Source organism: Geodermatophilus sp. SYSU D01176, from assembly GCF_054050015.1.
In genome coordinates, this window is record NZ_JBJGYN010000031.1 from 49,550 (window position 1) to 58,126 (window position 8,577).

11 protein-coding genes are annotated in these 8,577 nt (G+C 69.3%); 3 read left to right on the forward strand and 8 right to left on the reverse strand.

Annotation, left to right across the window (positions count from 1 at the left end; genetic code table 11):
• Positions 1-315: 315 nt before the first annotated feature.
• Both ACI78Z_RS16550 and ACI78Z_RS16555 read left to right on the forward strand, forming a co-directional pair.
• Positions 316-1,470 (forward strand): M14 family metallopeptidase, encoded by a 1,155-nt coding sequence (locus ACI78Z_RS16550; RefSeq protein WP_457037632.1) that lies wholly within the window; start codon positions 316-318, stop codon positions 1,468-1,470.
• Positions 1,457-1,717, forward strand: coding sequence for a hypothetical protein (locus ACI78Z_RS16555; protein WP_457037633.1), 261 nt, complete (start codon positions 1,457-1,459; stop codon positions 1,715-1,717). Before ACI78Z_RS16550 ends, ACI78Z_RS16555 begins: the two co-directional genes overlap by 14 nt.
• A gap of 88 nt (positions 1,718-1,805) precedes the next feature.
• On the opposite strand, the gene ACI78Z_RS16560 is transcribed toward ACI78Z_RS16555, so the two are convergent.
• From ACI78Z_RS16560 to ACI78Z_RS16575, 4 genes are all read right to left on the reverse strand, one after another.
• On the reverse strand, positions 1,806-2,639 hold the full coding sequence (locus ACI78Z_RS16560) for an endonuclease/exonuclease/phosphatase family protein (protein ID WP_457037634.1): 834 nt from the start codon (positions 2,637-2,639) through the stop codon (positions 1,806-1,808).
• A 122-nt stretch (positions 2,640-2,761) separates the two neighbouring features.
• Entirely contained in the window at positions 2,762-3,229 is a 468-nt protein-coding gene (locus ACI78Z_RS16565) for a hypothetical protein (RefSeq protein ID WP_457037635.1), read from the reverse strand.
• Entirely contained in the window at positions 3,226-3,585 is a 360-nt protein-coding gene (locus ACI78Z_RS16570) for a TadE/TadG family type IV pilus assembly protein (RefSeq protein WP_457037636.1), read from the reverse strand. The genes ACI78Z_RS16565 and ACI78Z_RS16570 overlap by 4 nt, the downstream gene beginning before the upstream one ends.
• A 106-nt stretch (positions 3,586-3,691) precedes the next feature.
• Positions 3,692-3,898: a hypothetical protein gene (locus ACI78Z_RS16575; RefSeq protein ID WP_457037637.1), complete on the reverse strand. Its 207-nt coding sequence runs from the start codon at positions 3,896-3,898 to the stop codon at positions 3,692-3,694.
• Between the two features lie 396 nt (positions 3,899-4,294).
• On the opposite strand from ACI78Z_RS16575, the gene ACI78Z_RS16580 reads away from it, so the two are divergent.
• The gene (locus tag ACI78Z_RS16580; protein ID WP_457037638.1) at positions 4,295-4,675 is read left to right on the forward strand and encodes a hypothetical protein; all 381 of its coding nucleotides are present in this window, start codon (positions 4,295-4,297) and stop codon (positions 4,673-4,675) included.
• Between the two features lie 909 nt (positions 4,676-5,584).
• Here the strand turns inward: ACI78Z_RS16580 and ACI78Z_RS16585 are convergent.
• From ACI78Z_RS16585 to ACI78Z_RS16600, 4 genes are all read right to left on the reverse strand, one after another.
• On the reverse strand, positions 5,585-5,890 hold the full coding sequence (locus ACI78Z_RS16585; protein ID WP_457037639.1) for a hypothetical protein: 306 nt from the start codon (positions 5,888-5,890) through the stop codon (positions 5,585-5,587).
• Positions 5,891-6,155: 265 nt separating this feature from the next.
• Positions 6,156-6,344, reverse strand: coding sequence for a hypothetical protein (locus ACI78Z_RS16590; RefSeq protein WP_457037640.1), 189 nt, complete (start codon positions 6,342-6,344; stop codon positions 6,156-6,158).
• A 170-nt stretch (positions 6,345-6,514) separates the two neighbouring features.
• Positions 6,515-7,504, reverse strand: a complete 990-nt coding sequence (locus ACI78Z_RS16595) for a CapA family protein (RefSeq protein ID WP_457037641.1) — start codon at positions 7,502-7,504, stop codon at positions 6,515-6,517.
• A 939-nt stretch (positions 7,505-8,443) separates the two neighbouring features.
• Positions 8,444-8,566, reverse strand: a complete 123-nt coding sequence (locus tag ACI78Z_RS16600) for an IS3 family transposase (protein ID WP_457037642.1) — start codon at positions 8,564-8,566, stop codon at positions 8,444-8,446.
• Positions 8,567-8,577 lie beyond the last annotated feature (11 nt).

Here is an 8,577-nt window from a genome sequence, read left to right on the forward strand (position 1 = left end):
TCGCTCGGAGTGTTCGTCACGGAGCGTTGGTGTGCACGGGACCGAGAGGTACCGTCGGGAGTACCGAGAGTGGCCGGTCCGGATGCTTCGGGTCATCACCCTCGGCGTGCCGCCACGCGCTGGAGACCGCAGTGGCTGTGTGTGACGAAGATCGCCTTCCGGGGGCGGTGGCACGTCGGCGCGGATCCGGCGGCTGCCGGGTATCTCGCGCCCCCCGTAGGCCTCTGGTGGATGCACGCGCACGGTGCTGCAGTGGCACCCCAGCCGAGGGCTCGGGCAGCACGGCGGCGCCGCTTCCACGGACGGGAGAGACCGATGGCCAGCCTGATCGCGACAGTCACCTCCACGAGCACGCGGGCTCCGCTGGCCCGGCTCCTCACGGCCCCCCTCGGCCTGGACGTGTGGGAAGTCAAGCCCGACCACCTGGTGCTGCAGACCGACGAGGCCCAGGCCGCCCGGCTGGAGGCCATGGGGTACAGCGTCGAACAGGTGGAGATGATCGAGCCCTACCTGTCGACCTTCGCCACCGACGCCGCCGCGACCGGCTACCACTCCGCGGCGAGCCTGGAGGAGGACCTGCGGCGCCTGGCCGACGAGCACCCGGACATCGCCGAGCTGCACGAGATCGGGCGCAGCGTGGAGGACCGGCCGATCTGGGCCCTGCGGCTCGGCGAGCGCCGCGGCAGCACGTCCAAGGTCGCCTTCCTCGGCTGCCACCACGCGCGCGAGTGGATCTCCGTCGAGGTCCCCTACCGGCTGGCCGAGCACCTGCTCGAGGAGTCGTCGTCCGACCCGGTGCAGCGGTGGCTGCAGCAGGGCGAGGTCTGGGTGGCGCCGATGGTCAACCCCGACGGCCACGAGTTCAGCCGCACCGACAACCGGCTGTGGCGCAAGAACCGGCGGCGCAACCGGGACGGCAGCATCGGCGTCGACCCGAACCGCAACTACGGCTACATGTGGGGCACGCTCGACATCAACACCTCGAGCCACGTCCCGTCGGACGACACCTACGTCGGACCGCGGGCCTTCTCCGAGCCCGAGGTGCGCGCCGTGCGGGACCTCGTCGCCCGCGAGCAGTTCCGCGGCGTGCTGACCTACCACAGTTACTCGCAGCTGGTCCTGTACCCGTGGGGCTACACGTCCGACCCGATCGAGGACGACGCCGACCTCGCCGCGCACCGGGACCTCGCCCAGGAGATGGAGCAGCTGATCCGGAAGGTGCACGGCAGGACCTACACCGCGCAGCAGTCCTCCGAGCTGTACCCGACGGCGGGTGACACCACCGACTGGACCTACGGCGAGTACGACGCGCTGTCGTTCACCGTCGAGCTGCGACCGGCCACGGCGCAGGAGGGCGGGTTCATCCTGCCGGCCAGCCAGATCCAGCCCACCTGGGAGGAGAACCGCCCCGCGGCGTTCGCGTTCATCGAGCGCGCCCTCGAGCGGCCGGAGCCCGGTGACCACGGGTGAGGGCGACGAGCCGGTGGTCGCCCGCGTGACGCCGGAGACCGGCAGCAGCGTCGCGAGGCTGCTGGGCCTGCCGCTGGGGCTCGACGTGTGGGAGCGCCACGCCGACTTCCTCGTCGTCGCCGCGCCGGAGAGCCGGCTGCGCGAGCTGGAGCGTCGGCGGCTGGCCCGGGTCGACCGCTGGGCCACCGCGGCGGACTACGTGGCCCAGATGCGGGAGCACCCGCCGACCGAGGAGGACGGCGACTGACCGGAGGTGGCCTCTGCGGGGGTTTCCCGCACTCTGCGGGTGCTACCGCGCCGGCAATCCACGGAGAACGCCCCGCAGAGGCCGTCGGTCAGCCGGTCGACGTGGTCCTGGTGGCGGCCCGTGGTGGCTCGCGACCGGTCGAGCTGTGGCCGGGCAGAACCAGATCGGCGATGACCGGCAGGTGGTCGGAGCCGGTGGTGCTCAGCACAGCGGCAGAACGCGGCACGACGTCGTTGCTGTGCAGGACGTAGTCGAGGCGGGCGTGGGGGTTCTCCGTCGAGAACGTGTAGCCGTTCCCCACGCCCACCTCGGCCCACGCGTCGACGAGGTCCTCGGTGATGGCGTCGATCTCCGGGGTGCCCGGGCGGGCGTTGAGGTCGCCGGCGAGGACGACGGACTCCTGGGCACCGCCGATCACCTCCCGGACGGCGGCGATCTGGGCGATGCGCTCCTGTTGGCTGTTGTGCTGCAGGTGCGTGGTGAACACCCGCACCGGGACTCCCCGCACGGTGACCAGCGCCTCCAGCAGGCCGCGCTGCTCGAGGTTCCCCGTGCGGGGCAGCAGGGTGTTCCGCCACCCGCGGATGGGCGCGTCGGACAGGATGGCGTTGCCGTACTGACGCCGCGGCCCACCGGGGTCCAGCGGGTCGAGGTCCAGGTTCGCGCCGTACACGACGTGCATGGCCAGCTCCCGCGCCAGTTCCGCCGCCTGGTCGGCGAAGTCGCTGCGCTCACCCCAGTGCCGGTCGACCTCCTGCAGGCCCGCGATGTCGGCGCCGGAGTTCCGGATCACGGCCGCGGTGCGGGCGAGATTCAGGCGGTCGTCGACGCCCCGACCGTGGTGGATGTTGTAGGACATGACGCGGATCCGCCGACGGCGGGCGGTCGCCGTCCGGCGCGGCGTGGTCCGGCTGAGGTGCACGAGGCCTCCCGAGAGCGCGGGTCCGGTCCCCCACCTTGCCGTCACCGACCTCCGCGGGCGTGCTCCGGGCACTGCCGGTGTCGTCGTGTCGGCAAGGCATGAGAGACGCCGGCAGACGTCGGTCAGGCGTCGACGTAGCGGTCGCGCTCGACGACGAACTGGCCGGTCGCGGTGTTGGCGTCGACGAACTCCGGCAGCAGCGGGATGCGCACCGTGACGGTCACGCACACGGAGAACTCCTCCCCCGGTACGAGGGTCGGCGCGTACCCGCCCGCGGCGTCGCAGCCGGCCCCGGCCGGGGCGTAGGCGACCACGACATCGGTGGCATCGACCGACTGGTCGGCCACCGCCAGCCGGGCGGCGGCCTCCGCCCGCGCCGCGCCGGTGACCGGGTCCGGCGCGGTGCCCATCGCCCGCCCGGCCTCCCGCGCCGCCGCCGTGGAGGCGAACACCCCGCGCTGCACCGCCGAGAACCCGGCCACGACGTAGACCAGCGGCACGAACACCACGATCGCGATGAAGGTGAACTCCACCAGCGCCGAGCCGCGCTCCCCGCCGACCATGCCCAGCCGGGCCCGCAGCCAGCTCACGGGGCCTCCTCCACCGCCCGGCCGGTGACCTCGACCGGCAGCAGCGCACCCAGCCCGGCCAGCAGCGTCGGCACCGCGCCCGAGCAGCGGACCACCACCAGGGTCACCCCGCTGGCGTCGACCTCCTGCGCCGAGCTGCACACCAGCCCGTCGGCGGTCTGCTGCGAGGTCGCCCGCGCCACCACGGCCACCGTGCGGTCGGCACCGGCCGACGACGGCACGTCGGCGTTGGCCGCGTACCGGGCGCCGTCCTGCGCGCTGGCGGTCACCACGTTGCGCACGTGCACGTAGACCGCGACCTGCAGCACCGCCAGCAGCAGCACCACGACCAGCACCGACACGAACACGAACTCCACGACCGCGGCCCCCCGCTCACGGTCCCCGGACGGCCCCTCTGCAGGCGAAGGGACCCCTCTGCCCCCCACCGCTCGCACGCTCGCGGCGGGACCCTCCAGAGGGGCCTCAGCCACCGGTCGTGACGGATGCCAGGGCGTTGGTGACCGCGGCGACGATCGCCTCGCGGAACGGGATCAGGATGGCCAGCACCAGCGCCGCCGTCATCACCGTGATCATCACCCAGCCGGGCACGTCGCCCCGCTCGGGATCGTCACCGGTCAGGCGTTCGGCCAGTGCGGCCAGCGCCGCGAGGACCCCCGTGAAGCTGGGCATGCTGCGTCCTTCCTGTCGTGTCCGCGGGCTCATCGCGCCAGCGAGACGATGCTGATCAAGCCGGGGTAGAGCGCGAAGAGGACGGTCACCGGGAGCACCAGGAAGACGACCGGGACCACAAACGTCAGGTACTCACTGTCCGCATGGCCGAGCGTCTTACCCCACACAGCTGGCCCGTCCGGTGTGACGCGCGGCCTGCCGATACGACACAGGGGCGGGCCAAGCGGCGCCGCCTCACTAGAGAGGACTCCCATGCCCCGTCATCCCCTACCCGCCGCCTTTGCCGCCGCCGGCCTGCTCCTGACGGGCTGCGGAGGTGACGAGGCCGACACATCCGCGGCGGCGTCAACTGCAGCGTCCAGCCGCCCCAGCAGCTCGAGCTCATCGTCGACCGCGATGACGACCTCGGCGTCGCCCACGACTACGGCTTCGTCACTCGGCCAGGTCGACACGTATGCATGCCAGACGTTCGTCGCCGAAGCCGGCGACGCGTACAGCTGGATCAACACGCTGGAGAGGGAGCTATCAGCTGGGGCCGAAGACGTTGGCTGGTTAGAGGCCTACCAGATCGGTGGGGCTGCCAGCTTGTACGCGGACCAGGTCGAGTCGGGGGCGTTGCGCAACGCGCTGAAGATGATCGTTACTGAGGGCGGGATTTTGCAGCGCTCCATGGACGGGGAGATTCCGACGGAGTCTCCATATCGGCTGAGAATGGCGCTGGAGAACGCCGCTGACTTCTGCGAGGCCGGTGGGTTCGTCGTCAGTTGGCACATCTGATGAGGGCGTAGCCCCGGAGGGCTCGGCGCTACCCGGCCACGCTCTCCCCGAGAGCTTCCTCGATTGCCGCCCGCAGGTCCCGCAGCTTGTCGGCGTCGGATCGATTCCGCGCCCATGCCCGATCTGCGGCCTGGACCCGTAAGATCTGCCTTCGCTCGGTGGAGGCCCCCTGGGGGTTGGTGGTGTCCGCGTTGACGAGTTCGGCGCGGCCGACGCCGCCGACGCGGATGCCGTCCCGGCGCCTGTAGCACTCCTGGAAGGCCGTGCCGCGGGGGCTCCTGACCTTCATGAAGATGTGCGGGCCCGCTACGCGGACGACAGTTCCGGTGACCTGCCTCGGCCGGCGGAAGTCCTGCGCCGACTCGATGGTGACCGTGTCGCCGGGCTTGAGAGCTGCGAGCTGCTCGGTGGTCAGGCGGGACTCCTCGCGGCGTCATCGGTGGACTAGCGGGCGGCTAGTCACAGGCGATGGAGGCGAACGCGCTCGGGCGGCACGGACTGCACATGCTTTCCGCGGCCCCACTCGTGCTGCGTCGTGTACTCGACCTGGGCCATCCAGCCCCGACCGTCATCGCACAGGAGCCACCGGGATTGGAAGCCGGGGCACCACCGGCCGCCGTCCTCGACCTCCACAGACCGGGGTGGGTCGTACCGGCGTTCCTCGAGGAGACGGATGGATACGGTCACGACCGTTGCATTAGCCAGCTCGAGACGGTCGGCAGTCAGTGACGCACGGGCGTGAGACCAAGTGGCATCAACCGGCGCCCGGGCCGTGAGCAATAGTCGGCCGTTTCGTGGGGTCCCAGGCATGCCTCACGATCCGCCGCCCCGTGCCCGCCTCGCCGCCATCGTCCACAGGTGCTTGCACAAGCCCCACAACCTCTGCCACCTCGGCTGGCTTATCCAGGCTCAGCGCTGTGGCATGTCGAACGGGAGCTCGATGCTCGCACCCCACTCCTCGTACTTCCCGTTGTCGCCGAAGTGAGTGAGCCCAGCTTTACTGCAGGCGCTCTTGCTGTGCTTGTTGCTGGGATCCACCAAGCCGACCACCGTGACGACTGAACAACCGGCACTGAAGGCTCTGGATTCGGCTGCTTGCAGTGCCATCTCAATGGCCTCAAGACCATAGCCGCCGCCTTGATACTCAAGGGCCACTGCAACTGCCGCAAGCTTCATCAAGTAGGTATCGGCGTCGCGCTCCACGTCGTAGAGCAAGACCACCACGGTGGACGTCTTTGGCCCGTGCTCAACGGCGGATGATGAAACCGCGACCGCTCGAGTCGAGGCACCGCCACCCAGTTTAGGTTTCGGGGGATTTTGGCCGGGCTGACACGCGAGCCTGACGGCGCCGGTGTAACCTGTCAACCCCGACAAAGGGGATCATTGAACGAACCAGGACGTCCTATGGCCTGGTGGAATCATGAGTATGAGGACGTGCCGTCCTTCGGTGTCAGGAAATGGGGTCCGACGATCGGCTGCATCAGCGGGTAGGCGAGTCGAGCCATCGCGCGAGATCATCGAGCAGGTTCTGCGCGGCCCATTCCAGATGCTCGGGGTCGCCGTCCCATGGGTCGCCGTTGGGCTGACTGCTGTGTCGCCAGATCCATTCGCGTACGGCGGTCAGTTGGTCGACCGAAGAGCCGGTCGGACGGGCGTCGGAGTCTTGCATCAGGGGCACACCTCCTGGCGGCGCCCTCTCGCGCCGCATGTGAGGGCCGGCTCGCTCGCGACAGTGTAAGTGCCGGCTCGGCGGCGCGTCGCGCGGGGGCCGGCGTGGAGGCCCACGGTGTCCCCCGAGGGCCACCTGACGGCCGTCACGGCGACCTGGCCACCCGCTGATCAGCCGACAGTGACGAGCAGTTCGGGGTCGGTCGCGCCGCGACGAGTGACGACCTCGCTGACTCGTTGGTAGGCGGCGTCGCCGGACTGGGTGGGGACCACGACCAGGCCCTGGCCCCGGTGCTGGATCTGGGTGGGGATCGCCTCGGCAGTGCTGACGCTGATGCGGCCGTCTGAGCCGCGGGTGAAGGTGAAGCGGGCGATCACCGAGTCGTAGGTGGCCGGCAGGTCTTGTTCGGCGATGTGGTTGCCCAGTCCGTAGGCCACCCACTTACCGTTGATCTGCTCGAAGGGCTGCACCACGTGGGCGTGGTGACCCAGCACCAGGTCGACGTCGGCCGAGGCTAGCAGCGCCTGCGCAATCGCGACCTGGGCTGGACTCGGGTCTGTTTGGTACTCGGTACAGCAGTGCAGGCTGACGATGACGACCTCGGCGCCAGCGGCGCGGGCGCGGTGGGCATCGGCGAGCATGCCACCTACCTCAGGCGTGGTCGGGTCGAAGTTGTTGACCGCCCAGGGCCGCTCCTCGGGTTCGGGGATGCCGTTGAGCCCGTAGGTCCAGGCGATCTGGGCGACCCGGACGCCGCCGACGTTCATGATGTGCGGCGTCTGGCTGTCCCGCTCGGTGCGGAAGCTGCCGGTGTGGCCGACTCCGTGGGCATCGAGGGTGTCTAAGGTGCGCACCAGCCCGTCGAAGCCAGCGTCCATCGCATGGTTCGACGCCGTGGAGCAGGTGTCGTAGCCGGCGCCGGCCAGTGCGTCGACGATCTGCGGCTGGACGTCGAAGGTGGGATAGCCCTCGAACGGGCCCTCCGGTGGTGCCAGCGGCGTCTCCAGGTGGCAGATCGCCAACTCGGCTCCGCCGATCACCGCGGCTACGTCGGAGAAGACATCGTTGAAGTCATAGTCGCTGCCCCGTGCTCGACCGGCCGCGGCCGCTCCCTCCACGAGCGCTCCCCCTTGGTGCACCAGCACGTCCCCGGTGGCCACCACCGTGAACGATGCCAGCTGTGTCGGCGTTGCGGTGGTCGCACTCGTCGTGGCGGCCGCTCCGCCCTGGGTGGGTGTGTGCGAGGTGCAACCGGTGACCACCGCTATGCAGAAGGCGACAAGTGCCGCTCGAGAATCTCGGATACCAGGTTCGCTGACCACGGCCCGAATGGTAGAACGCCGACCGAGCCGACAGGATCAACGCCGAAGCCGTCAGGTACGACCGCCGCCCCACGCGCCCCTTCGTCGTAGAACTACCATTCCGCGACCATCAAAAGTCCTGCGTCACCAACGAACTGTCAGTTTCCGAACCCTGAGCGAACATGTCGCACAAGATTAACTTTGCGACATGGGTTGAACCTCAACTGCACCAATGCAGGCAGTTTTGATCCCCAAACAACCCTTTAGCAGAAGAGAGTGACTCTTATCGTGACGTCTCGCACGAGGCGCGACTCGGCCGGTAGACGCCTGGGACCGGCAACCGCCGCCTGGCGCACCCACACCGTGGCACCAAATCGTTATAAACTCGTGATCTGTCCTGGCCTGTCCGCCTCGTATGGACACCTTTAGGGGGCGCGGCTGCTGGAAGCAGCAGGTCAGTGCGTACACGCGCTAAGTGCTGTTGACAACATTGCCCCTGGTCAACCCGAAGCACCTATCCGGGGGTCCACTTACGGACTGCCACACGCTGATGCATGCTGTTCGTAGAGGTCAGGACGGCTCTGGTCAGCCTGCACAAGCAGACGACCCGGCGCGCCAACGCCGGGTCGTCCTGGTCTCCGGTTCCGTTCCTAGCAGCCCAGGCCGTGCACCGAGGTGCACGGCCTCACCCCCGGAGAGTTTCATCTTGCCTCGTGCAAACGACTTGTCAACCGGCGGTCAACAGGGCTCGCCGGCGCGTCCCCCGAGCAGCAAGGGCCCGACCTGAAGTGACCCCCGTCAGGCACACACCTCGTTCTGTGTCAGTTGCATGGTCTCGTAGTCGGTGGGGCTGAGGTTGCCGAGCCGGGAGTGCCGGCGGCGGGTGTTGTAGAAGCCCTCGAGGTAGGAGAAGACCTCCATCTCCAGCTCGT